This is a genomic window from Paraburkholderia sp. J7 (assembly GCF_905220155.1).
Taxonomy (GTDB): Bacteria; Pseudomonadota; Gammaproteobacteria; order Burkholderiales; family Burkholderiaceae; genus Paraburkholderia.
This window is the reverse complement of the sequence record NZ_CAJMYZ010000005.1, coordinates 324,601-349,175: the sequence shown is the minus strand read 5'-3', so window position 1 is coordinate 349,175 and position 24,575 is coordinate 324,601. Positions and strand designations below refer to the sequence as shown.

Sequence of the window (24,575 nt, the reverse complement as noted above, 5' to 3'; positions counted from 1 at the left end):
ACGCGCTTTGCCGCTAATCGCGCGCCCGCTCGCGCCGCCTCGCATGTCTGCCTCAGCTTCCCCCGCTTCGTTCAGCCCTTCCGGCCGCCCGGTGATCCGCAGCGCAGCCGACGTCTCACAGCTCGTCAACGCGGGGGCCGCCACCGGCAGCAACGCGCGCATCGTCGTGGCCATCGCGCTGGGCGGTGTGTTCCTCGATGCCTACGATCTCGGCGCCCTCGCTTTCGGCCTCAAGGACGTGGCGCGCGAGTTCTCGCTCACGCCGGCGGGCACCGGCTTCGTCGCTTCGGCCATCACGTTCGGCGCCATCGTCGGCGCGTTTCTCGGCGGCTTCCTCACCGATCGCATCGGGCGCTATCGCGTGTTCATGGCCGACATGTTCTTCTTCGTCGTGGCCGCGATTGCCTGCGCGCTCGCGCCCAACGCCTGGGTGCTCGGCGGCGCGCGCTTCGTGATGGGACTGGGCGTCGGCATCGACCTGCCCGTGGCCATGGCCTTTCTCGCCGAGTTCTCGCGGCTCAAGGGTCGCGGCAACAAGGCCGCGCGCGTGGCGATGTGGTGCCCCGTCTGGTACGCCGCGATCAGCGTGTCGTATCTGCTCGTGCTCGCGTTCTATGCAGGCTTGCCCGCCTCGCACTCGCACCTGCTCTGGCGTCTCACGCTCGGCTTCGGCGCCGTGCCGGCGCTCGTCATCATCGCGATCCGCAGCCGCTATATCAGCGAGTCGCCGGTATGGGCCGCGAACCAGGGCGACCTCGCGGGTGCGGCGCGCATCCTCAAGCGCTCCTACGGCATCGATGCGCAGGTCGCGCCCGAAGCCGCCGCGAACGCCTCGGCGAGACCCGCGCGCGTGGCGACGTGGAAGAACTACGGTGCGCTGCTGCGCGGCGTCTATATGCGGCGCACGGTGCTCGCCACGGTCATCGGCGTGGCCTCTTCGTTCGCGTACAACGCGGTTGCGTTCGGCCTGCCCGTGATCATCTCGAGCTTCCTCGCGCAGTCCATGCTCACGACAATCCTCGCCTCGCTCGTGCTCAATCTCGGCTTCGCCTTCGTGGGCGGGCTGATCGCCGTGCGGATCGTGCCGCGCTTCGGCGCGTGGAAGCTTACCGTCTGGGGCTATGCGATCCAGTTCGCGGCGCTCGTCGGCCTCGCAATCGTCGGCAAGCCGGCGACGACGCCCGAAGTCGTCAGCGCAGTCGCCCTGCTCGCCGCCTTCCTGTTCGGCCAGGGCGTCGGCCCCGGATCGCACAGCATGACGTTCGCCTCGCTCGGCTACCCGACCTCGCTGCGCGGCGTGGGCGTCGGCTTCAACCAGACGCTCATGCGCGCCAGCTCCACGGTCTCGCTATTCCTGTTCCCGGTGCTCGCCGCCGCGCTCGGCACGCGCGTGTTCTGGATCATCGCGGTCGCGCCGCTTGCGGGACTCGCGGCGCTGCTGTCGATTCGCTGGGAGCCTTCGGGCTATGACGTCGATTCGGAAGACTTCGAGGCCGCAACGCCCGCGCACGCGCTAGCCGGGCGGGACGTAGAAACGGTGCAGTGAAGGTGGATAAAGGGCGGTGCATGTGGAGCACCGCCCTTTTTGTTTGGCCGAGCGGCACTTGCCAGGCACTAGTCCCGCTTGCTCGACCGCTCGCGCAGATAACGCCGCACCGCGCGCGCCATTTTCGGATACTGCTCGCCGGGCACGGCGAACAACACGAGCGCACACAGCGCGAGCAGGCTGCAAAAAACAAATGTGCCGCGATAACCGAACGCCTGCACGAGCAGGCCGGAAAGCACGCCCGAAAGAATCGAGCCGAGCCGCGACGCATTGAAGAAGAGCGCCGTCGCCCGCCCCGGCGACGAGGGCATCAGATCCTGCACGAAGGTCATACCCAAGCATGACGTGACGGCCACCACGAAGGCGTTGAGGATCTGCATCGGGATCAGCGCTTGCACGCCGGGCGCCAGCGACATCGCGACGAAGTAGACGGCGTGCACCACGGCGCAAGCGGCCAGCCACCATGTCTTGTTCAGCACCGAGGCGCGCGCGCCGAGCGCGAGCATCATCGGGATCTCCATGAACGCACCGAGGCCGAGCATGATCGACACGTCAATGCGCGTGCCGTGCAGGCCATGCACGATGTAGAGCGGCAGCACGATCATCGTCGCATTGGCCGCGAGGCCGATGAGTGTGAGCGCAACGATCGCGCGCATGATGTCTTTCTGCGAGCCCTCCGCGGCGGGCGCGGCCTTGGCCTTCGCTTTTGGCGTGCCCGTCGCTGTTGCAAGCGTTGCAGAGTCACGTGGCGCACCCGGCTGCACTTCGGCCTGGGTCAGCGGCTGGCCCTCGTACTGCGCAGCGCCTTCGGCGCTCATCTCCTGCGCGACTTCGGTGGCGGTGGGACGCGCCATCAAATGCTGCGTGGCGTGTTCGTCGTGGCGCGGCTCACGCATGCGCCAGACGATCGTGCCGCACGCCGCGAAGCTCGCCGCCGCAAACAGGAAAAGCCCGTAGAAGTTGGTGGCCGCGAGCACGAGCGCGCCAACCGCGGGCCCGAAGACCCAGGCAGCGGAGAGAATCGTGCGCAGCGTCGCGCTCGCGAAGGTCCGCTCAGCGTCGTCTTTTGCGGGCAGCGCCGCGCGGCTGAACGAGAACACGAGTGAGAGCGCGCAACCGCCCGCGCCGATGAACGCAACGCCCACAAGGAGCAGAAGCCGGTAATCGCGCACGACGCACAGGCAGAGATAGCCGAGCGTGGCGGCGCACAGCGAGACGAGCAGCAGCGTTCGATGCTTGCCGGTGGCGTCGCTCCAACGGCCCGCGACGGTGCTCGCGATGACGCCGCTCGTGGCGATGGCGGTCATGAACACGCCGAGGCGGAACGGCGTCATACCGACGCGCTCGACGCCGAATAGCGAGAGATAAGGCGCGGTGAAGGACATCGCCACGCCCAGCATCAGGGTGGCGCCGGCGAGCGGCAGGAAACCAGGAATATGCAGAAGACCGGCAAAGCGCGAGTTTTTGAGCACGGCGCGGCGGGTAGTGGCGAGGAGAAAGTTGCCCGTGCACGCGCGGTCACGCGACGGCCATATCGACGAAGATTATCGGGGCGAACTCCCACACTGTGCAAGGTTGATTGGGCAACGATCAACATTTGGGTGCGCTATCCACAGGTTTCGTGGACAGGGTTGTGTGTAACCCTGGGACGATTGGGCCAAGTGCTTGATGCGATTGGGGTTGTGCGGGAAGTTGCTGATTGTGGCAGTGGCGGCACTTCGCGGGAAAATGGGCTGGGGCTTTGTCCACAGATTTTGCTGGCAAAGCTGGGGGTAACCTTTCCCCCACAGCGCTGAATCCCTTGGCACAAGGCTTTGCGGGCCACGTGAGGGGAAAAAAGGCATTCCCCACGGCTCCACAAACATCGTTCCCCCACGTTTCCCCTCACGCTGCGGTGCGGGGAAACTCGCCGTTCCCCATGGCGGGGACGGTCTACATATTAAACATGTGTCTTGTAAGAGATGCAACCTAACGACAGACGATGAGCGACTTTTACAAGTCACTTGTTGAACAAAATCCTGACGGGTTGCTTGTGCATGCTGCGCTGCACACGGTGTGGGGAACGCCAGCAACTTTCCCCCACAGCGCCCCTACAGCACGTCGATCCGCCCGTGCCGACCGACCAGGCAAGGCCTGCTGCGTCGTTCGTCAATCTGGACCGTGATGTTCTCCAGCAGGCGAAGGTCCGCGTCGGGCGCATCGAGCGCCATCAGCAACTCGGGCAGCAGCGTCGGGGGGACGAGCAGCATCGCGGGGCGTCTGTGATGAGCGCGCCCTCTGCCGAACCGGCGAATGCGGCGTTCCAGGTAGCGCCACGTCGCCTGCGCAAGCTGTACCTGGTCGGGAAATTTCAGCCTGATGATTCCCCCCCCCCACAGCCACGGGTCATGATTCATCTGCTGTCGCATCGGATGATAGGGCTAAACGTCATAGGGCTTGCCGTTCCCGTCAGCCAGCACCGGCTCGGGGAACAGCGGACAGGTTCGTATCTGCACGCCACACCCAGGTCAAGCACCTCCAGCAGGTTGGGATGCAGGATGAGTACGGCAGGCTTGCGCCCATGCTGTTGCACATAGTCCTCGATGGCAGCCGCGACCCTCTGCCACGTGACTGGAGTCTTCCTGTTCGTTTTCATGGAAATCACACCCTGTGATTTTCTCCTGGCGGCGAGCGGTCTCGCACAGCGCGCGGAACTGCCCCCACTGCCGCTCGTAACCCTGCAATTCGCCTCGCGGCGCTGAAGGGCACACCGTCATAACGGGAGCGGGTGCATCCGGTCGAACGTAGATGAGCCGCTTGCTCACGCCTGAGCTTTGAAGCTGGCGTCGCGCGACTGCCTGCTTGAGCACGACTTGCAGGTGTGTCATTTTCAATCCGGTCAATTCAGCCAGCGCGGTCGCACCATATGGCTTGCCGGGTTGCATGAAAGCTAACAGTTGATGGATCTGTGGCAGTACGCCGCTATCGAAAAGGTTCACGATATGGACTCCGAAGGATGATGATAGTGGATAGCGCCGTCGAAGCGGCGCATGGCCGCGCATCTATTGCTGGCGCGACGCGTTGCTGAACCTAATCAACTTCAGAATGCAGGTGTTACTTCGATGGTGTTGTAGTTCGGCGGCCCGATTCGCTCCCGGTAGACGCGTTCGTAGTCGGTCTTCTTCCAGGTGTAGATGCTTTTGACCCAACCATTCGGCTTCTTGCGATCACTAATGTAGGCTTCCACGTATCGCATGCGTTCAGCGTCAAGGTGTTTTAGTACGGAAATATCGTCCGTTTCCATAACAGTTGTGTTTGCTTCGAGTATCAATGACCATCGCGCGCCGTCAGCGGTGCGGCATGGTGCGGGACCATCGAGCAATTCGTCAAGCGACGAAAGAGAGCGATTGTCAGGCACGACAGAACGCTCCGGAAATGTAATGTCGATCGGTCGCAAAAAGCATTCGTAAGGCTCGATATGCGGAGGTATGTTGCTCTCGGCACTCGGGCGTTCATGGCTGCACGCAGTGAACAACGCTACCGAAGCAAGCACAATTGCGAACGTTGAATATCGTCTGAATAGATGCATTGATAAAAAACTCAAAACATGGTTTTGCAGTTTTACGTTCGGCCTCGCAGGTTCACGCCATGCCAGGTGAACCCCGCAACCTGATCCGGCGAACACAGCCAGTACCAGCGGCCATCGATCATCGGGCAACTGCCGCCCTCCCAGGCGGGCACCGTGCGCACCACGTCAAACTTGCGCCCCTTCTCGACTTGCAGCACGTCCGTGGCACCTGTCTCGGTCCAGCCTTCCCACAGGCCCGTCTCGGGGCAGACAGAGCCCGTGCGCAGATTCATGTAACCGTACTTCTGGCGCTTCGCTTCGTTGCGCTGCTGGAGTTCCTCGGGCAAGAGATAGAAGCGGGAGATTGTGATATCGCGCAAATCCACTGCGTTACGGAAATTGCTGAGCCCACCTACTATGTGTGGGTTAATCCATTCACCAAGATACCCAAAACTTGCGTAAATATCGTAAGGCGAATCCTCGGGAAGGGGCTGACGCCAGGCAAAACGCACGTAATTCTTCGGGAGGCTACCCGAAGTGTCGATCATGCCATTTGGGCTAAAAAACTCGTCCTTTTCAGTTCGTATATTGTCCAACCGCTCGCCGCGTGCGACACGCTGCATGCCCAGGCTGTCGAACTGCTCGTAGGGAATGTTGGTATGCACGCTATCAGCTACGCTGATTCTAAACGTAGAGATAGTGGGTTTGTCGTCTGCCGAGTTTTCCCTGTCAAACGTAAAACTGACAGTCATTATATTTTCCGGAAACCAGTCGTATTCGATTTTCCCAAGCTGATCTGACTTAAATTCTGGCTTGCCGAGAGTCCTGACTACATCATCGAACGATATTCCCCCCTTGATCCAGTTCAGCCCGATATCGACATACCGAAGCAGCGCTCTCTGTTGCGCTTCCGACATCTTTTTTTGCGGCACTGCCATATCACTGACCTCCGCTCGACTTACCTGCGGATTGATCTGCAAGACTAGCGTACTTGCGCAGACGATTACCAGTCTCATAAGCCGCGCTGCACTGGTCCGCCGGATACGTCTTGAGGGCGTTGTGAACGTCCATATCGGCCCACCAGTAAGCCGCAGCCATCTCGCCGCAACAGAACGCGTCATTTTCCCAAGGGCGTTCCGAATAGCCCCAATAACATTTTCCAGGGTCCTGTACCATTTCATCGACATCAATTGCTGTTCCTCCTATTCCTACATGCTGCAAAAGATCAATGGCCGCCGCTCGCGCGCGCCGGTATTCGGCCTCAAATGCCCCGGGGTCCGTCAGGTAGCCGGGGCGGTATGTACCAAGTTGCCAGTCGTGCAGATCCCAGAAATAAGCCCCCACCGCCATACGCTTCAGGCTGATGAGCGCCGCCGTATCGTCAGAAAGCGGCTGGCTTTTCGTCAAACCGAGAACCGAGGGCAAATGACTGGCTGTTTTCACGTCACTAGCCGCCTCGGGCCACTTGGCAATATTGGGGATGGCCTCGAAGTTATCCGGATGCTGATGTACCAGCGCGTACAACCAGAAGAACTGCTGGCAATGGCGTGACTCATGGTAAAGCGTGTCGGCCATCTCCTGAAGCGGCATAACCTGTTCAGAACGCGATTTTCGGCGAAATATTTCGACGCGCTCACCGGTCGGAAACATGGGCTTCAGGGACACCATGTTGATGTACATGGTCCAGTAGGTCATGTTGAATGCGCCTTTTTCACCATCAAGCGTAGGCGTATAGGACTTGATCGGGGGCACTGTTTTATCGGGGATGCCGAATCCCCCGGCAGGATTGGTTAAGGCAGCGGCCAAGACTGGCTGGACCAAAGCAAAAAAGCCCTTGATTTGAGCCTCATTAAACGGCCACTGCAATTTCAGTGCTGGCGTTGTGCCCGCAGGCCCGTAATACATGTCACCCCACTGTATCTGCTCAAGCATGACCTTCTGCATTGCCTTTGCGTAGTCGCGCGCAACCGGATAGATGAGTTGACCTTGCTGGTCCGGGTGTTCATCCGACCAGCGCATGCCCCACCTGTCAGGCGTGCACAGCGCATAGGTTGGATTGATTCCGGCGGTCGTACGTCCCGGCTTAACTTTTTTTAGCAGGTACGGCCCGACATTTTGAACGCTATCGTTATCGCCTTGTTCACTGCTCATACGTCGCTGCTCCCTTGTGATTTGAACGCTGTATCAGTAGTCCGTGTGAGCATTGGCTGATAAATCGCCATAACTGAACCGTCCTTCCGCAGCAACCTTATTTCGGCAATCTGCATGCTCTGGCTCATAACCAGCGACGTTTCACCGTGTTCATTGGATGTACCCTCGATGAGTTGCCCGTCGTGCAGCTTGATGCGGTAACGCTGCTGCGCCAACGTCAGGCCCGAGCCGTTGTCCGGCAGCACGAAATGATCGACCACCTTCGCTTCGGAGATGTCCGTTATCGGTGCCATGATCGGGACGTCCTGTGGATCGTCCGTCGCATGGGACCCTGCATGAACAAGAAAAGCACCGTTCGTGTGCCCGAGAATTCCGTCAGCACCCAACGTCAGTTGCGTGCCACCGCCGTTCATCACGATGCGCTTCGCCGTCAGCCGGATTTCGTCCTGCTCGGCCAGCAGGTTCAGGACCCGCCTGGCGATCAGGTCCACGTTGTCGCCCTGCGATTGAATTCGGACGGGACCCGGCGTGATGAGGCGTATCGCCTTGTGCGCATAGAGCGCAATCGATCCCTGCACGGACGCATAAAGTGACTTGAGCGCCGCAATGGCCACGTTCCCGCCAGCAGTCAGCGCCGTATGCTCGCGGCTCACGATGTGCGTGCTGCCTTCCGCCGTGGTGTGAACGTTGGCGGCACTGGAGATGGCAATGTCAGGGTTGTCAAACTCGGGGAACTCGCCATCGCCCTTGCCGCGTAGTCCCGCGTTGGCGTCCTTGATGGCCTTCTCCACGTCGCCCTGGTTGTCCGTCGCCTCCTGCGCGCCGTGCCGCTGCGCGGTCTGTGCCAGTTCCTCATGGATGCCGCGCGCCTCGGTCAGGCGCGAAAGTGTCTCGCCCATGTCCTTGGCCTTGCCTGCCGCGTTCTTGCGGCCATGCGTGCTCAGGTACAGGCCAAGCGCCGCGCGCAGCGCGCCCCACAGATCGGTGCGCAGCTCCCAACCCTCCCCTCTCGCATCCTGCCGCCCCTTGTTGCCATCGATGCGGGTGTTATAACCGAGACTCAGGCTCGACTTGCCGTGATCGCTCGCGAGCTGCGCCTGCTGCTGGTTCTTCGTGTCGTCCAGCGCCAGATGGTTCGATGACAGGCCGCCGTCCATGCGGCTGCGCATGCCCGAAAGCCACTGGTTATGCGGCAGCTCCCACCCAGGCAGGTTGTGCGCATTCACGATGCTGCCCAGCATCACCGGCATGTCGGGATTGCCGTTGATATACCCCAGGATGACTTCGGACCCGATGCGGGGCACAACGAGCGTGCCAACTTGCCCGTTCTGCCAGGGTTGCAGGGGCGTGACCCAGATGAACGAGTTCTCGTCAAATGTGCCCTCGCGGTCGGGCACCGGCTGGCAGCGGATACGGCCCTGTGCATCGGTCCAGATGATGTTCCCGTCAGGGCCAGTGACGATGGCTCGCTCGGCCACCACCACCGGCAGGGGCGTATCCAGCGGCATGCGGTAATACTCGTTGGCCGGCTGGATTTCGAATTCCGTCTCACACCGGAACACCTGTCCCGCGCCGCTCACCTGGCCGACCTCAACAAGCGTCAGCTTCGTGCGCAGCACCAGATACTCCGCATTTACCTCTTCGAGCGGATACCCAGTCAGATCGAATGTGAATCCAGGCAGCAAGCCGCGCATGTTGCCGTGACCCCTGGCCCGCAGCCCGACGCAGCGCAACGCCTGCATGCGCACCAGCGCCGCCTCCCGCACCTCCGCCTCGATGTCGTTCGGCGTGGCGCTCAGGCCCATCGCCCCCTGGAGCGGCTGGCTTGCGCCCGTGTGTCCATAGAACTCCTGGTGAGCGTCGCCCGTGTCGCGAGGGTTTTCCTCTTCCTCCCGCATCGGGACGACGTTGTTTCCGAGACGTGGTCGCTGGGGGTCGTGATCGACGCCCGTCACCTTGCCCTCTGTCACCCTGCTTGCAACGTCCAGGCAGTCGATGTGTTCCTCGTCAATGCGGTTGTCCGTCGAGTAGAGCAGCGTCTCGTAGGCTTCGCCGTGCGGATGGAACGCGCCCAGGTTGTCCGCCAGGACCATCACACAGTCGCCGTCCCTGTGCTCGAACCAGTAAAAGATGCCGTAGTACTCGCACAGGCGATGAAAGAAGGCGAAATCCGATTCGAAGTGCTGGCGGATCAGGTCACGCCTCGGGTAGTGCCCAAGGATGAGCGGCCCATGAAGCCGCAGCTCGTACCGCGTGTAGCGGCCCATGATTTCCGTCAGCACATCCTCAACGGTGCATTCCTTGAAGAAGCGGTAGTCCTGCCCAAGTCTTGCCTGGGCGAATGGCGGCTCGATGATGAGACGGTAGACCCTGGAACGCTCATCCTCGCGCACGAATTCGGCCTGGCTGACGCGCCCGTTGATCTCTCGCACGTAGTGCCCGCGATTGCCACGGCCCGTGTCGCCAGGCATTCCCGGAATAAATTCTCCCTTGCCCGGTATATCAATGTGCAGTGTCACGTCCTGGCCCACGAGCTTGTTGTGGTCGAACGTGGGCATGCGTGAACCCAGTTCCAGCGACTCGACGCTCGTGCGGCACAGCACGACATAGCGGAACAGCATGCCGACGCCGTCCTCGCCCTCCACGCTGATGGGGACCACCAGAGGCCTTTCCACCTGTTCACGACGCCCGAGTGCGTCATAGCGTTCCAGCCCCCACGTTGGCAGGTTTGGCCCGCTTATCATCAGCGTGTGTTCGGGCTTGCGGTAACTCCCTGAAAAGTCGTTTCTCACGCCCACCTCACGCCTTGACCAGCGTCGCACCACACGCCGTCCTGTCGCCGAGGAAGGCCACCTTCACACCACCATGCGTGCGGCTGCCGGTCGCGATGACAGGGAACACGCCGCCGCACTTCGGACATTCCACACCGTGACGGTCGAGCGCCACGCGGATGCCCTTGTGCGTGAGGTTATGCGCGGCTTCAATGACCCTGCCGCCGTGGTCGGTCGTGTCGCCCAGGCGTGCAACCTCGCGCCCCGTTACTGCGTCCTTCATCTGCGATACCTCCGTTGGGAAAGGTGATGCAATGACATGCTGGCCGGAAGTTCCGTCCATGCAATACAGGAATAGTCCGAAAACAGCGGGTACAGTGGTTGATCAATATCATCAGTAATCCTGATTGCCCAATGCGCATCAAGTAACTTGCCGCGCGGCAGGGTTACATGCCCGATTCGTCAGCAGGAGTGCAGATCGTTCCGACAGTGGTGATACGCGCAAGCATCTCGCGCAGTCGCTTGCCGCATAGGGCGCACGCACGCGCATCGTCCACCTGACGCGCCTGCTCCGTGAGCAGGTGGAGACAGCGGATCATGTCGAAGAAACCGTCCTCCAGGGAAGACAGCTTCACGATCTCATCGGCCAGCTCTTCCCTGGGGTATTCGGTCGAGAAAATACGTTTGTGGGACATGGCATCCGGCTCCGGTTCCGGATCGACCCGCTCGAGACAGGGGGAAATGGGGGTGTGCGGGCACTGAACAGTGTTGGCCGACCAGATTGGACATCGGCAGACGCTCGCGCGTTTCCCTGCATGGAGCCGCCCAACGAAGACGAACAAGTACAGCCGCCCGGACTCGACCAACAGGCGAACATCTAAATAGTTGAATCGAAACCGAACAGAAGTTTGTACAGTCCACACGCCGCGGCCCAAACTTCTCCACAACTTCCGTTGACAGCCTTGTGCGTAACCTTTGGACGACTACGCCAAGTGCTTGACGCGATTCGGTTTGTCCGCAATGTTGCCGATTGCGGCACTGACGGCGCAGCGCGAAAAAACGCGCTGGGGCGTTGTCCACAGATTTCGTTGACAGCCCTGTGGGCAACTTCTGGACATCCGCACCAACCCACTGATTAGAAACGGAAAGCTCGCAAACGACACAGAAAATGCATGTTTTTTGCGCAGCAAAGTTGTCCACAGTTTTTGGTGACAAACCTGTTGATAACCGCCTGGAGAGCGCGCCAACTCATTGATCGGATGGAAAGTTCGTCGCTTGTGTCGCGCTTGCATCAATTTGCGTTTCCGATGGGCAACCGGGGGCGGCGGCGCAAACGTTTCGCGGCCGCCACCGCCCCTTCGCCATCGATACGCGCAGCACTCAGGCCAGATCGAGCGCCGCCGTCAGATCGCCAGGCGGCGTCTGCCCTCGCGAGACGAACGCCTGATCGCGCGCCGCCACGCCGTCGAGCGGCGCGAGCCCATGCACGCGGCTGATGAAGCGCAGGACCGAGACCGTGTCGTAGAACGTGTGATCGACATAGCCCTTCTTCGCGAACGGCGCGATCACGAGCGCCGGAATGCGCGAGCCCGGGCCCCAGCGGTCGCCCACGGGCGGCGCGACCGGGTCCCACCAGCCGCCGTTCTCGTCGTGCGTCACCACGATCAGTGTGTTCGCCCATTGCGGCCCGCGCTGAATGTGCTCGATCACGGCCGTGATGTGGCGGTCGCCCGATTCGACGTCCGCATAGCCCGCGTGCATGTTCAGGTTGCCCTGCGGCTTGTAGAACGTGACGGCAGGCAGCCGCCCTGCGTCGATGTCCGCAATCAGGCGGTTGGTCGACGGATCGTCGCCCACGCCCGCATCGCGCAGGTGGCGCGAGCGCGCGGCCGTGCCGGGCGCGAAGTTGGCGAAGTAGTTGAACGGCTGATGGTGATACTGGAAGTCGGGCACCGCGCCCGTGTCCTGATGATCCAGCGCGTACTGCCAGGCCCCGCTGTACCAGGCCCAGTCGACGCCCTTCGCCGAGAGCCTGTCGCCGATCGTCGCGTAGGTCTGCGGGCGCAGCACGCGCGGATTGGACGGGTCGGCGAGCGCGGGGTTGCCGCCTTCCGCCGGGCGCACGTTGCTCGGCTGATACGGCGGCGCCATCGTATTGACGGCGTAGCCGTCGGGCGTGAAAAGACCATCGTTCACGAACTTCGGCGGGCCGTCGAGCGCCGACGCCGGCGAGTTCGCCGCGACCTTCAGGCGCGTGCCGGTGGGATCGTCGCCCTCCACGACCGAGGCGAGATGCTTGGCGGCGCTCGTCTGGATATCGGCGTATTGCGGCACCTGCGCCGAGATCAGGAAGATGTGGTTGAGCCACGAGCCGCCAAACGCGGCCATGAAGAAGTTGTCGCAGAGCGTGTATTGCTGCGCAATATTCCAGAGTCGCAGCGTCTGCGCGGAATTCTCGTAGTAGCCCATGACAAGGCCGCCCGAATCGCCCCACGCGGCGAACTGGTTGTTGCGCCCCGCGTTGATCTGCATCTGGTTCTGATAGAAGCGATGAACCAGATCGCGCGTGATGATGCCGTTCGGCAACGGATTGCCGTGCGTATCCACGATCAGAAACGGACCGTTCGAGAGGCCCGTGATCTGATGCTCCGCAATCATGTAGCGCTTGCCATCCAGCTCCTGCGCCTGGGGCACGAGGCCGCCCCAGATCTTCGGCAGTTGCGGCAGCGGTGTCTTGCCGTCGCGATCGAGCTGCGCGTAGCGCTCGGCGCTCACGCCCGCCAGCGGCGTTTGCACGCCGGGATAGTTGCCGTACAGATTGACGAAGCTGCGATTCTCCGCGTAGATCACCACGATCTGGCGCACCTGGTCGCGCAGCGCCGCATCGACACGCGCGTCGGCGGCGCTGCGCGGCGCGCTCGCCGCGCTCTGCACCGGCGTCTCGCAGCCGCCGAGCGCGAGGCCCACGCCAACCGCCGCCAGCCCGCCGAGCACACGGCGGCGCGCGGGGTCGTCCGGACCAGCGGGAATGGAAGGTTCTTCGGGGCGCCCGTTCTTTGGGTCGTCGTTCTGCTTCATCAGCCTGCCTCCATGGTCGAGGGGACGCGCATGACGCGCGGCATACCGCGAATATTACGCAGGAGGATACCGGTTCGGCAGTGAGCGCGGCAAAAGGGAACGGAAGCCGTCCTTTTAACCGTCGCGCGGCATGCGCGGCGTGGTCGAAGCACCTTGCGGCTGGGCTTGCGCGAGCGTTTGCGCGGGCCGCGGTTCGTTCACGTGCCCGTCATGCGCGGGGCGCGGCGCGCTCGGCAGCGTCGTGCGCTCGTGGCGCGGCACGTTGCCTTCGTCGGTCCACAGCGGATCGGGAATCTCGCCGAACACCTGGCGCAGCCGCTCGCCCCACGTCGAATGAATCATCTGGAAATACGCATTCGACTGGTCGATCGACGCATATCGCGTGACACGCAGCGCGTCGCGCTCGTACACGAGCAGGTCGAGCGGCAGGCCGACCGAAAGGTTCGAGCGCAGCGTCGAGTCCATGGAGATGAGCGCACACTTTGCAGCCTCGTCGAGCGGCGTGTACGGCGTCAGCACGCGGTCGATGATCGGCTTGCCGTACTTCGACTCGCCGATCTGGAAATACGGATTGACGCTCGACGTCTCGATGAAATTGCCGGCCGCGTAGATCTGGAACAGCCGCATGGCATGGCCGCCGATCTGGCCGCCGAGGATGAAACTGCAGTTGAAGTCGACGTTGAACGTCTTGAGCGCCTCCGCGTCGCGCCGGTGCACTTCGCGCACGGCTTCGCCCACCACGCGCGCCGCCTCGACCATGGTTGGCGCGTTCCAGAGCGTGGCGCGCCCCGCTTCCTGTGGCTCGGTCAACACCTGGAGCGTAGCCTGAGTAATGGCCAGATTGCCCGCGACGAGCAACACCAGCACGCGCTCGCCGGGTTCTTCGAACACGGCCATCTTGCGCGACGTGCTGATGTGATCGACACCCGCATTCGTGCGCGTGTCCGAAAGAAACACGAGCCCCTCTTCCACCGCCATTGCCACACAGTACGTCATGCGCCTCCTTGCCCGTCCCTGTCTTCGCCGCTGTATTTGTTATAGCGGGAAAACTACTGCTGCGACTGCTGCGCGCTCACTTGCACGCTGACATCGAGCGTTTCCCCCGCACCGCCAACGCGACGGCCGCGAACCGGCGCGGCCGCGTCGTAGTCGCGCCCCACCGCGATCCGGCAATATTTTTCGCTGGCGAAACACGCGTGCGTGACGTCCACCGTCACCCAACCATTGTCTAGCCACACGTCTACCCACGCGTGGCTCGCCATCTCGGGCACGTCGCCTGGGTCGATATAGCCGCTCACATAACGCGCCGGCACGCCGCGCGCGCGGCAGACCGCGAGCATCACATGGGCATGATCCTGACACACGCCACGCCCTAGCGCCAGCGCGTCCGCCGCACTGTGCGTCACATCCGTGACACCGGACTCGTAGCGCACGCGTTCCGTAATGCGCGAAGCCGCGTGGAGAATCGCCGCTGTGTCGTCCAGCGGCGGCAGGCTGAACGCGAATTCCGTGAGGGCCGCGTCGGCCTCGGTAAGACGCGTGGGCGACGTGAAATGGTGCATCGGCACCGTGCCCTCGCCTTCGGGCAAGCGGCCATCGGGCAGCGCCACCGTCTCGACTTCGCCGCGCACGCTCAGGCGAATCTCCCGATGGGGTCGCGTGAGCACGAGCGTCATCAGTGCATTGCCATAGGCGTCGCGGCCCGCGTCGACCTTACCCGGCGCCTCGACATGCCACTGCTTGACGATCTGCGTGGGCGTGGTAAGCGGCGAAAGCCGCAACTGCTGGATCGAATAGTGTACGGGCGCTTCGTAGCGGTACACCGTGTCGTGCCGGATTGCGAGCTGCATGAGGTGAATCCTCCATCGAGACGTTCTGGATATCGATGAGCGCGCAATCGCGCTAACCAACCGGCAACATCAAATAGGTGCGCGCAACCTGGTTGCCCAGCTCGTACACGCGCGCGAGAAACTGCGTGAGAAACGTATGCACGCCCATCGAGAAAATCTGCCGCAGGTCCGCGTAAAGCAGCTCGGCGCGCAACTTGCCCGCGGAGCGCTCGACTTCGCGCGAGCTATCCGTGCGCAGCATCGCGAGATTCGTGCAGACACCGTCCAGCGACGCCAGCAGCGAGCGCGGCATTTGCTGGTTGAGTATGAGCAGTTCCACCACGCGCGCGGGCGTCACCACGTCGCGGTACACCTTGCGATAGATTTCGAGCGCGGAAACCGAGCTGAGAATCGAGGTCCAGTAATAGAAGTCCTCGAGCTGACGCGCGGCCGAGCGCGAGTCGGCGTTCTCCACGTCGACGAAACGCACATCGAGAATGCGCGCCGTGTTGTCCGCGCGTTCGAGGAACGTGCCGAGCTGCGTGAAGAACAGCGCGTCGTCCTGCAACGCCGTGCCGAGGCGCACGCCGCGCGAAAGATGCGAGCGGAATTTCACCCACTCGAACAGCGCATCGGGACGGGACTCCAGTTCGCTCCCGCGCAACAGTTCGACGAACTGCAGCCACGTGTCGTTGATCGTTTCCCACCATTCCGTCGTGAGCGTGCCGCGCACCGCGCGCGCGTTCTCGCGGGTCGCCTGCAGGCACGAGTAAATGCTCGACGGATTCGTTGGGTCCGCAACGAGAAATTTGAGCACATTGCTGCTGGTCGTTTCCTCGTGGCGGGCGTCGAAGGCGGGCTCGAGCTCGGAGATGCGCAGCATCGCGCGATGCGTGCGCGCCTCCGCGTCCGCGCTGCCAGGCAGCAGGAGCGCCTTCAGGTTGATGTCCAGCATGCGCGCGGTATTCTCCGCGCGCTCCATGTAGCGGGCCATCCAGAACAGATGATCGGCGGTGCGGCTCAGCATGATCGAACCTCTTCTTGTACGTGCATCATGGCAATGGAAATCATTCGAGCACCCAGGTGTCCTTGGTCCCGCCGCCCTGCGACGAGTTGACGACGAGCGAACCTTCCTTGAGCGCCACGCGCGTGAGGCCGCCGGCCGCCATCTGGATCGTCTTGCCGGAGAGCACGAAGGGCCGCAGATCGATGTGACGTGGGGCGATGCCCGCCTCGACGAAAGTCGGGCAAGCGGAAAGCGACAGCGTGGGTTGCGCGATGTAGTTGCCTGGCCGCGCGAGCAACCGCGCGCGAAACGCCTCGATTTCGTCGCGCGTGGAAGCGGGCCCGACGAGCATGCCGTAGCCGCCTGCACCGTGCACCTCCTTCACGACGAGGTCCGGCAGATGTTCGAGCGTCCATGCGAGATCGTCAGGCCGGCGGCATTGCCACGTCGGCACGTTCTTCAGGATCGGCTTTTCGCCGAGATAGAACTCGATCATGTCGGGCACATACGGGTAGATCGATTTGTCGTCGGCCACGCCCGTGCCCATGGCATTCGCGAGGACGACGCGGCCCGCGCGATACGCCGTGAGCAGCCCCGGCACGCCGAGCGCGGAGTCGGGACGAAACGCCAGCGGATCGAGAAAATCGTCGTCCACGCGCCGATAGATCACGTCCACGCGGCGCGGTCCCTGCGTCGTGCGCATGAATACGTAGTTATCCTCTACGAAGAGATCCTTGCCCTCCACCAGCTCGACGCCCATTTGCTGCGCGAGGAACGTATGCTCGAAATACGCGGAGTTGTACATGCCGGGCGTGAGCAGCACCACGGTCGGATCGTCCACGCCTTCGGGCGCCACCGAGCGCAGCGTATCGAGCAGCAGATCAGGATAGTGCGCAACCGGCGCCACCTTGTGCTGGACGAACAACTCGGGAAAGAGCCGCATCATCATCTTGCGGTTTTCGAGCATGTACGAGACGCCGGAGGGCACGCGCAAATTGTCTTCGAGCACGTAGAACGCGCCATCGCGCCCATCGCGCACGATGTCGATGCCCGCGATATGCGCATACACGCCCAGCGGCAAGTCGATGCCCTGCATCTCCGGCCGGTACTGCGCATTGGTGTAGACCTGCTCCGCCGGAATCACACCGGCGCGCACGATATTGCGCTCGTGATAGACATCGTGCAGGAACAGGTTCAGCGCCTGCACGCGCTGGCGCAATCCGCGCTCGAGCAAAGCCCATTCGTCTGCAGGAATGATGCGTGGAATCAGGTCGAAAGGAATCAGACGCTCGGTGCCGGAGAGATCGCCATTCACCGCGAACGTAATACCGACCCGCCTGAACAACAGGTCCGCCTCGGCGCGCTTGCGCGCCATCGTCTCGCCAGTCTGCCTCTCCAGCCATTGCTGGAAGCGTTCGTAGTGCGGGCGCACCGCGCCCTCGTCGCGCATTTCGTCATGGACTTGCATCGGTTCGTTCTCGCGCGTGAGTGCAACTGCGTCAGCGGCGCTGCCTCGTTTCGTCTCATGATTGACGCGAGAGGCATTGCGCGCTGCGGTACAGGCTAAAAAGCAAGGCGTATGCCATCGCGATCGGGCCTTGTTTCATGCGCTCGATTGGTGCAACTCGGGCATGATCGGCAGTATCGAAACAGGGCATGTCAATGCTGTGTCACATTTGCGCTTCACGCTGGTGCAGCGCGCTTACGCGGCACGGTATATGCAGGAACGACGGGCGACTGAACGCGCCCTGGTCCCCCATGACCGAAGCGACCTGCTTGAACGAGCGTCCTACGAAATTCACTGTGTGGCAAGCGTTTGGCGTGCTCGTGCTCATGCTCGGCGCATGCACGAACGTGGGCGGCCCCTTGTCCGCCGCGATCGACCCTGTAGCCGATGATGGCCCAGCGCGCGCGTACATTGCTGCCGTGCGGCCTCGACGGCGCCACGGTCCTGTGCTTCGGCTTTGGGGAACAGCAGTACGCGGTGGCGAGACGCCCCGATCCGCTCACGATGATCGCTGCGCTCATGCCGAGCGAGGCCACCGTGCTGATGACCGTACTGCGTGCGCCAGCGGAAGTCGCCGTCGGCGTGCAGAACGTCGTGGATGTGCGCGTGCACGACGCCGAACTTGCCAGCGTCCAGCGCTATTTGCTCGCTTCGTTGGAAATGGATGCGGCAGGCCCAACGCTGCCGCAAGCCAGCAAAAAACCGGCGCCGCACGCCTGGCGCAGCCGGTTAACGTGGGAACTTGCGTAGCAGCAATCCGAACGCCGCGGAAATCGGTTCATTGCGACGCCGCGCTCTCGCGGCTGCGCGCCGCCGCGAGGCCCGTGCGGTTTTGCACGCCCCACTTGCGCCGCCCGAGCAGGAAATGCAGCCAGCCGAGCGCCGCGCCGCTGTGGCGCATCAACTGGAACGAGAACGGCTCGAAGATGGCGGCAAGGAACGCCATGCCGAAGCTCGAGTGCGTGCGGTCGCCGCTCCAGCGCCGGTAAAGATGGACCGAGTACATATGAAACGCGAGGTCGATCGCGATCTTGCCGACGATCACGCCGAGCACCGGCAGCACGATCGTAAAGCGGCCGTCGAACAAGAAGCCGATCAACAGCGCGAACGCGGTCAGTCCATAGATGGGCTGTACGGTGTCGAACGCCTTCACGGGCAGCATCATGAGACCGAGCTTGCCATACAGGCGATTGCCGGTCATGTCGCGATACCAGTACTGCGTCTGCAGGAAGCCCGCGAACCAGCGGCGGCGCTGACGCAGGAAGGTCGTGAGCGTGCCGGGCGCGTCAGTGCGCGCGCGGGCCGTGCCGAGCACGCGCACGTCCCAGCCGAGGCCTTTGCGCGCCGAGTAACGGCGCAAGCGGTGAATCAGTTCGTAGTCCTCCACGAGGCAATCCGCATCGAAGCCGCCCACGGCCATCACGGCATCGCGGCGAAAGCCGGCAAACGCGCCCGAGATCAGCAACAAGCTGTCGGCGCGCATCCACGCGAAGCGCGAGATGAAATTGCGGATGTACTCGTAGGTCTGGAACCACTGGAAAAAGCGCCCGCTGAGCGTATGGTCGCAAACCGGCGTGAGCAGGCCCGCCGCTGCGACCAGCGCCGGCTCGCGGCCAAATGCGCTCGCCATCGCCGCGCAGGCGTCGGGTTCGAGCAGCGTGTCGGCGTCCACGGTCATGACCGTTTCCGTTGCGATTGCAAGCAACGCCGCGTTGAGCGCTCGCGCCTTGCCGCCGTGCGCGAGCTTCAGCCAGCGCAGGTTCGGATACTGCGGTGAAGGTGCGCTCATCTGTCCAACGCCTGGATCGGCCAGGCCATAGCGCTGCGCGAGCAAGGCAGCCGTGCCGTCGCTCGAGCCGTCGTCGGCAATCACGATCTGCTGCGGGGCGCGCGTTTGCGCGAACAGCGCGTCGAGCGTGATCGGCAGCACGGCCGCTTCGTTGTGCGCGGCGACGATCACGCCGAGCGTCGGCAGCTTCGCCTCGCCTGCGGCGGCGGGCGTCACCGCAGGCGCAAGCAGCACGCGCGCTTTCCAGGCGACGAACAGCAGCAACACCGTGTCGTAGACGACATAGGCAATGCCGGTGGACCACGCCACCACGCCTTGCAGGAAGAACGCGCGCGCGAACAGCACGAACCAGAGCGCCATGACGCCCAGATGAATCGCAATGCTCGCGAACGGCGTGCGAGGTGGCACGAGGCGCGGCGACGTGCGGGCGAGCGCCTCTTCAAGCGTGTTTTTCAAGTCGTACCCTTCTCGTGTTGCTCACGGCATCATCCGGCGCAGCACCGAATGACGATCGATCCATTGATGCTTGAGCGCGCCCGCCACATGCAGCGCGAGCACGCCATAAAGCGCGTAGCTGCACGCCGTGTGCAGCGCGCCGAACTGGCTGTGCAACTGTTCCTTCGTGGCCGCATCGAGATTCATGATGAAGCCGATGCGCGGCCATTGCACGAGGCCGAAGAGATACATGGGATGCGATGCGGCGGCGACCCAGGCGGAGTCGTGCAGCCAGCCAGAGAGCGGCATCGCGAAGATCAGCACGTAGAGCGCGACGTGCGCGGCGTGGGCCGACGCGCGCTCCCAGCCTGGAAACTCGGCGGGCAGCGGCGGCGGGCGATGGGTGAAACGCCACAGCACACGCAGGATCGCCAGCCCGAGCACGGTAATGCCGATCGACTTGTGCGTGTCGATGACGAAGCGGATGGCTGTATCCGATAACGCGCCGTCGGGCAGCAGCGCGGCGGTCAGGCCCAGCGCGACGTTCGTGAGAATCAGTAGCGCGATCAACCAGTGCAATAGCACGGCAACGCGCGTGTACTTCTGCGCGCCGGCGGCGGCATCGACAAACGGGGATTCGGCGGAAAGGGAGGTTTTCACGTGGGCTTGGCCGTTGCGGATCAGTACGGATAACGCACGGCGCGGCACATTTATTCCGGCCGCGCGTGGCACGCCGGCGGGGTTGCGCAATGCTGCCCACACAGCGACCCGCGCATTATGCCCCCTCGTCCCTGACGCTGCAGAATCCGCTAGATGGCGGTTCTGCCAGTTTGGCGGTGGTCGACCGTCATGTAGCGCCGGTGAAATGACGTGGCGCACAGGAGAAGCCGGATCGGTCGTGAAGACGGTTCCGGGTCGTTCGCAGCCCGAGCTTCGATCTGGCCGCCCCCACTTCGGTGTCGATCGTCTTCCAGTGGCCAAACACGCGCTCGCGCACAGGCCTGCCCACGCCATTCAGGCGCGCTGCTTGTCGTTGCAGACGTTGCGAGCCGCCCTGTTGGAAATTCCCACCCAAAATCAGGCGTTTACATAATTGTTGCGACGCACAAAAAACTTCTTGACACGATTTATGGATGGGTTACCATGAAGTCGATTGCTGCATCGCACAAAACCTTCTCTGCGCGAACCGGTGATCGAACCGAAAGTTTATTTCGTAACCGAAACCGACGCGTAGCGTCCATCTAAAGGAAAGAGACATGAACCTGCCGACCCCCGAACAATTCGCCGCCAACCAGAAAGCCGGTCTCGAGGCCCTCTTCGGCCTGACGAGCAAGGCATTCGAAGGCGCGATCAAGCTCGCCGAACTCAACATCGAAACGGCCCGCTCGGCGTTCGCCGAAGGTCAGGAACACGCCCAGCGCGCGCTTTCGGCCAAGGACCCGCAAGGCTTCTTCGCCGTGCAGGCCGGCTTTGCCCAGCCCGCCGCTGAAAAGGCGCTCGCCTATGGCCGCAGCGTCTACGGCATCGTCTCGGCCGCGCAAGCCGAATTCGCTACCGCCGCCCAGTCGCAGTACGAAACGCAGCAGCGCGCGCTCGAAACGCTCGTGGACAACGCCGCGAAGAATGCGCCGGCCGGCTCGGAAGCCGCTGTCGCCGCGATCAAGTCGGCACTGAGCGCCGCCAACAACGCGTACTCGTCGGTGAACAAGGCTGCGAAGCAGGCTGTGGAATTCGCGGAAAGCAACTTCGACGCCGCCGGCAAGGCCGCAACGAAGGCCGTCGCTCAAGCGTCGGCACGCGCTACCAAGCAAGCTGCTTAAGCGTTACGCTTCGCTTTCCGCTGGCGGCGGCAACACCCGCCGCCGGCTGGACTGAAAACGGGCGTGAACCTCGTGCAATGCGAGGTTCACGCCCGTTTGTTTTTTCGGCTCGGCGCGACGCCGCGTGAGCCGTCAAGGCGCGCAGCCTGCCGTATCGAACATCGTCGCCAGTGCGCAACTCGACGTGAGCATGCGCGCGCCGTCGTGCCCCACGCCAGGGACGACGTGAAATGTCTGGTTCAAGCCGTCCGTGTGACGGGATTGCAGGTAGCGATAGAACCCCTGCGCGCGCGCCACGCGTTGCGCGCCCTGCGCCTGCGCAGCGCAACGCTTGTCGAGTGAAACCGAGGCCGGGTCGTCGTCATCGCCGCCCACGAGATAAACGATGCGCCGCTTCACGTAATCCGCTTCGAGCTGCGCGGGCGTGCGGTCGGCGATGAACGCGGGCCGGTTCTCCATACCGTATTTCCAGTGGTCGAAGGCCGCGCAGCGCGAGGCGTCGAATGCCGCTGGCACGCCGTTCGCGTCGGGCCGCTGCGCATCGAAATACGCGTACGACGACGGACTCGCCACCACGAAACGCACGTCGATCCCCTTGGCGGCAAGCGCGTCCGCGCGAGAGGCGATCGCGTAGCGCTGCAACACCTGGGCGCCGCCCGAATGCCCCGCAAACACGATCGTTTTCAGATTGGGAAAGAGACGCCGGTCGGCGAGATGCCGCGCAATGTCGTCGAGCACGGCGTATGAACTCACCGGCGCCCCGCTCCTGGCGTTCGATCCGGCCATCCACGCGTTGCCGCGCCAGCTCAGGAGATCGCTGGGCGCGTGGTGCGCGCTCACATCGTCGGTGGCGAGAAACTGCGGCGCAACGAGCAGCGTGCTAGTGGGATCGACGCCTGCTCGCTCGCGCGCATGCTGTGCGGTGCGAAAGTAGGTATCGGCGTTACGCAGCCGCCCATGGACGATGATCACCGCGCGCAGCACGGCAGGCTGCGGCGTGTTCCAGTCGGCGCTCACATACAGCGGAAATTGCGCGTGGCCTTGCGGGGTATCGACGGGCATGCGCGCGTCGGCGATCACGCTGACGGGGCGCACGGGACGCGCCTGCGCGAATGCCGATGCAACGGCGAGCACGCTCGCCACGAGCGCCACTGCCAGTCGCCGCACAACGTTTGAATGCATAAAGGCACTCGCCGCGAATCTCAGCCAAAGGGAAGCGCGCGAGAGGAGAAGCAAGCGAGCGCGTACGGGCGGCACGCGCGCCGCCCTGACAAGCCGGCAAGAAAGCTCAGGAGCCGAACATCCGGTTCACGGCGCGCTCGAGATGCGCGCGCATGGCGGTCGCTGCGCGCTCGGCGTCGCGCGCCTGAATGGCTTCGAGCACTTCGAGGTGTTCCTGCTGCACGAGGCGCTGCCGCTCGATCGACTTCACGAGCGAGAGGTTGCGCGACAGGTTCATGCTGAACACCATCTGTTCCTGGATGCCCGAAAGCGCCGTGATGAAGAACTGGTTCTTCGAGGCGCGCGCGACGGCCATGTGGAACGCGAAGTCGTCCTTCGCGCCAATGCCCGAGGTCTCGATGATGGTCTGCAGGTTGTCCCACTCGCGCTGGATCGCGGCGATGTCTTCGTCTTCCGCCTTTTGCGCGGCGAGCGAGGCCGCCCCGGCTTCGACCACCACGCGGTATTCGTAGCAGCGGCGAATATCCGACAGCGTTTCGAGCGGCGCGAAGCGGCGCACGTCCGGATCGGGGCGCCGCATGACCGTCGTGCCCGAACCGTGGCGCGTGGCGATGATACCGTCCGCGCGCAGCTGGGCGAGCGCCTCGCGCACCGTGGGGCGCGAGGTCGCGAAGCGCTCCGCGAGCATGTGCTCGGTCGGCAGGCGCTCCCCTTCCTTGTACTCGCCTTCGATGATGCGATTGAGGATGTCGCTGTAAATCCGCGCCGGCATATTCGGCGCTTTCTGCTCAGACATGATCGGACGGTGCACTTTGGGTTGTCAGGAGTGTCGTCAATTGTAAGTCATATGGCGGGCCGATAGCGCTCTTGCGCCCCCGGCAAGCCCCGTTTTGCGGCTGTTTCAGCCCGCTCGGGCCCGTTGCGGCCCGCTTTACCACTTTGTGGCCAATTTACGGCCGGTCCCGCTTTTGCACTGCTTAGCCCTGTCGCAGCGCGCTCACACGGATGCGCAACTCCGCTTTCTGTGTCTGTCCCGGCTCCAGCCAGCGCAGGCCGAGCCCGGTATGAATCGCGTCGGGCAGGCCGAGCCACGGCTCGACGCAGTAGAAGTCCGAATCGGGCGCGAGCGTCCAGGTCGTCACCGCATACCACGACGCCGATCCGGGCCGCCGCAGATCGATTTCGATCGCGCGCTGCTGCGACGGCATTTCGATACGCACCGGCACCTCCGGCTCGCCGTCGAGACAATGAAAGCGGTCGATGATCTGCGCGTCGTCGAAGCGGTATTGCGTCGCACCCGGCGCGGCCGCGGTCGTCGTGCCGTCCGGCAATTGACGCCGATGCACGTTGCGCGGCAGCGTGATCGTCGTCTCACCGCGCTGCGCGTGCGGCAGCGCGAAATAGAAGTGATGGCCCGCGCAGAACGGCATGCGGGCGTCGCCCGTGTTCGTCGTGGTCAGTTCCACGTCGAGCGTCGTTTCGTCGGCAAGGCGGTAGGCGGCCTCGAAGCGAAAACCGAACGGGTACATCACGCGCGTCGCCGCACTGTCGCCAAGCGTCATGCGCACGCCGTCGCCTTGCGGCTCGATCTGCGCCATGAACGGCAAATCGCGCGCGAAGCCGTGCAGCGGAATCTCCCGCACGACGCCCTGCGCGTCGCGCCACCGGCCCACCTGGCCATCCACCCACTGCCGCGCGATAAACGGAAACAGTAGCGGATTGCCGCCGCGGATCAGCCCCGGTTTGCTCCAGTCCGGCGCGTCGGGCCAATGGATGATGGGCGCGCCGCCGATCGTCCACGAAAGCAGACGCCCGCCGGCCTGCGGCGCGAGCAGCAGCCGCGAAGCGCCGCGCTCGAGTTCGACGACGTCCTGGTTCTGAAACTGCGGCATATCGTGTCGCTTAATCAGCAAA

22 protein-coding genes are annotated in these 24,575 nt (G+C 63.3%); 3 read left to right on the top strand and 19 right to left on the bottom strand.

The genetic code is table 11. The annotated features are described in order from the left end of the window. The first annotated feature begins 43 nt into the window (after positions 1-43). Positions 44-1,546, top strand: a complete 1,503-nt coding sequence (locus U5A58_RS10975; RefSeq protein ID WP_321961464.1) for an MFS transporter — start codon at positions 44-46, stop codon at positions 1,544-1,546. Positions 1,547-1,614: 68 nt separating this feature from the next. On the opposite strand, the gene U5A58_RS10970 is transcribed toward U5A58_RS10975, so the two are convergent. From U5A58_RS10970 to U5A58_RS10905, 14 genes are all read right to left on the bottom strand, one after another. Continuing rightward, positions 1,615-3,018: a sugar efflux transporter gene (locus tag U5A58_RS10970; RefSeq protein ID WP_321961463.1), complete on the bottom strand. Its 1,404-nt coding sequence runs from the start codon at positions 3,016-3,018 to the stop codon at positions 1,615-1,617. 618 nt (positions 3,019-3,636) lie between these two features. After that, entirely contained in the window at positions 3,637-3,942 is a 306-nt protein-coding gene (locus tag U5A58_RS10965) for a hypothetical protein (protein ID WP_321961462.1), read from the bottom strand. A gap of 111 nt (positions 3,943-4,053) precedes the next feature. After that, the gene (locus U5A58_RS10960) at positions 4,054-4,524 is read right to left on the bottom strand and encodes a hypothetical protein (RefSeq protein WP_321961461.1); all 471 of its coding nucleotides are present in this window, start codon (positions 4,522-4,524) and stop codon (positions 4,054-4,056) included. Positions 4,525-4,625: 101 nt separating this feature from the next. Next, positions 4,626-4,943, bottom strand: coding sequence for a hypothetical protein (locus tag U5A58_RS10955; protein WP_321961460.1), 318 nt, complete (start codon positions 4,941-4,943; stop codon positions 4,626-4,628). Positions 4,944-5,146: 203 nt separating this feature from the next. After that, positions 5,147-6,031 carry a hypothetical protein gene (locus tag U5A58_RS10950; RefSeq protein WP_321961459.1) on the bottom strand — a complete coding sequence of 295 codons (885 nt, stop codon included), beginning with the start codon at positions 6,029-6,031 and terminating at the stop codon, positions 5,147-5,149. 1 nt (position 6,032) lies between these two features. After that, complete coding sequence (locus U5A58_RS10945) at positions 6,033-7,244, bottom strand: hypothetical protein (protein ID WP_321961458.1); 1,212 nt, start codon at positions 7,242-7,244, stop codon at positions 6,033-6,035. Continuing rightward, a complete protein-coding gene (locus U5A58_RS10940) occupies positions 7,241-10,036 on the bottom strand; it encodes a type VI secretion system Vgr family protein (protein ID WP_321961457.1) in 2,796 nt (931 codons plus the stop codon). Before U5A58_RS10940 ends, U5A58_RS10945 begins: the two co-directional genes overlap by 4 nt. Positions 10,037-10,043: 7 nt before the next feature. After that, on the bottom strand, positions 10,044-10,298 hold the full coding sequence (locus U5A58_RS10935; protein ID WP_321961456.1) for a PAAR domain-containing protein: 255 nt from the start codon (positions 10,296-10,298) through the stop codon (positions 10,044-10,046). A 163-nt stretch (positions 10,299-10,461) separates the two neighbouring features. Further along, complete coding sequence (locus tag U5A58_RS10930; protein WP_321961455.1) at positions 10,462-10,710, bottom strand: hypothetical protein; 249 nt, start codon at positions 10,708-10,710, stop codon at positions 10,462-10,464. 685 nt (positions 10,711-11,395) lie between these two features. Then, entirely contained in the window at positions 11,396-13,093 is a 1,698-nt protein-coding gene (locus U5A58_RS10925) for an acid phosphatase (RefSeq protein WP_321961454.1), read from the bottom strand. Positions 13,094-13,207: 114 nt separating this feature from the next. Beyond that, positions 13,208-14,089 (bottom strand): proteasome-type protease, encoded by an 882-nt coding sequence (locus tag U5A58_RS10920; RefSeq protein ID WP_321910765.1) that lies wholly within the window; start codon positions 14,087-14,089, stop codon positions 13,208-13,210. A 53-nt stretch (positions 14,090-14,142) separates the two neighbouring features. Further along, on the bottom strand, positions 14,143-14,943 hold the full coding sequence (locus tag U5A58_RS10915) for a transglutaminase family protein (protein WP_321910763.1): 801 nt from the start codon (positions 14,941-14,943) through the stop codon (positions 14,143-14,145). A gap of 52 nt (positions 14,944-14,995) precedes the next feature. Then, positions 14,996-15,949 (bottom strand): alpha-E domain-containing protein, encoded by a 954-nt coding sequence (locus tag U5A58_RS10910; RefSeq protein ID WP_321961452.1) that lies wholly within the window; start codon positions 15,947-15,949, stop codon positions 14,996-14,998. A gap of 40 nt (positions 15,950-15,989) precedes the next feature. Next, entirely contained in the window at positions 15,990-17,396 is a 1,407-nt protein-coding gene (locus U5A58_RS10905) for a circularly permuted type 2 ATP-grasp protein (protein ID WP_321961451.1), read from the bottom strand. 426 nt (positions 17,397-17,822) lie between these two features. Here U5A58_RS10905 and U5A58_RS10900 point away from each other — a divergent pair, with 426 nt between their 5' ends. Continuing rightward, positions 17,823-18,185 (top strand): hypothetical protein, encoded by a 363-nt coding sequence (locus tag U5A58_RS10900; RefSeq protein ID WP_321961450.1) that lies wholly within the window; start codon positions 17,823-17,825, stop codon positions 18,183-18,185. A gap of 28 nt (positions 18,186-18,213) precedes the next feature. Here U5A58_RS10900 and U5A58_RS10895 read toward each other — a convergent pair whose 3' ends face one another. Both U5A58_RS10895 and U5A58_RS10890 read right to left on the bottom strand, forming a co-directional pair. Then, entirely contained in the window at positions 18,214-19,680 is a 1,467-nt protein-coding gene (locus tag U5A58_RS10895) for a glycosyltransferase (protein WP_321961449.1), read from the bottom strand. Positions 19,681-19,701: 21 nt separating this feature from the next. After that, entirely contained in the window at positions 19,702-20,319 is a 618-nt protein-coding gene (locus U5A58_RS10890; RefSeq protein ID WP_321961448.1) for a cytochrome b, read from the bottom strand. Positions 20,320-20,915: 596 nt separating this feature from the next. On the opposite strand from U5A58_RS10890, the gene U5A58_RS10885 reads away from it, so the two are divergent. Next, complete coding sequence (locus U5A58_RS10885; protein ID WP_321910752.1) at positions 20,916-21,479, top strand: phasin family protein; 564 nt, start codon at positions 20,916-20,918, stop codon at positions 21,477-21,479. 132 nt (positions 21,480-21,611) lie between these two features. Here the strand turns inward: U5A58_RS10885 and U5A58_RS10880 are convergent, their stop codons facing one another. The 3 genes from U5A58_RS10880 to U5A58_RS10870 form a co-directional block, all read right to left on the bottom strand. Continuing rightward, a complete protein-coding gene (locus U5A58_RS10880) occupies positions 21,612-22,661 on the bottom strand; it encodes an alpha/beta hydrolase (RefSeq protein WP_321961447.1) in 1,050 nt (349 codons plus the stop codon). Between the two features lie 106 nt (positions 22,662-22,767). Further along, positions 22,768-23,457: a FadR/GntR family transcriptional regulator gene (locus U5A58_RS10875; RefSeq protein ID WP_254340484.1), complete on the bottom strand. Its 690-nt coding sequence runs from the start codon at positions 23,455-23,457 to the stop codon at positions 22,768-22,770. A gap of 181 nt (positions 23,458-23,638) precedes the next feature. Next, the gene (locus U5A58_RS10870; protein ID WP_321961446.1) at positions 23,639-24,553 is read right to left on the bottom strand and encodes an aldose epimerase; all 915 of its coding nucleotides are present in this window, start codon (positions 24,551-24,553) and stop codon (positions 23,639-23,641) included. Positions 24,554-24,575 lie beyond the last annotated feature (22 nt).